The 211-nt window shown below is 58.8% G+C and carries 1 protein-coding gene; it reads right to left on the bottom strand.

Annotation, left to right across the window (positions count from 1 at the left end):
* On the bottom strand, positions 1-211 hold a 211-nt coding region (locus QN359_RS20030), incomplete at both ends, for a hypothetical protein (protein WP_323493647.1).

Below are 211 nucleotides of genomic sequence, written 5' to 3'. Positions count from 1 at the left end.
TAAATCCAGCGTTTTCGCGCTGATATGCTGATCACCGGCTGATACGTGTTGGCCGGCCCCATTCATGCCAAGCGTCGTAGATACAGATAAGTCACCGGCCGTACCGAGGCTGCCGTCGGCCAGTAAACCAGCTGCCAAGGTACCGCTGGCCGTATTATTGATCCGGCTGTTCGCACCGGTAGCGGCGACGGAATTGTTTGCCGCGGCTGCC

The organism is Undibacterium sp. 5I2 (assembly GCF_035019605.1).
Classification (GTDB): domain Bacteria; phylum Pseudomonadota; class Gammaproteobacteria; order Burkholderiales; family Burkholderiaceae_D; genus Undibacterium.
This window is presented reverse-complemented; position numbering and strand designations above follow the sequence as displayed.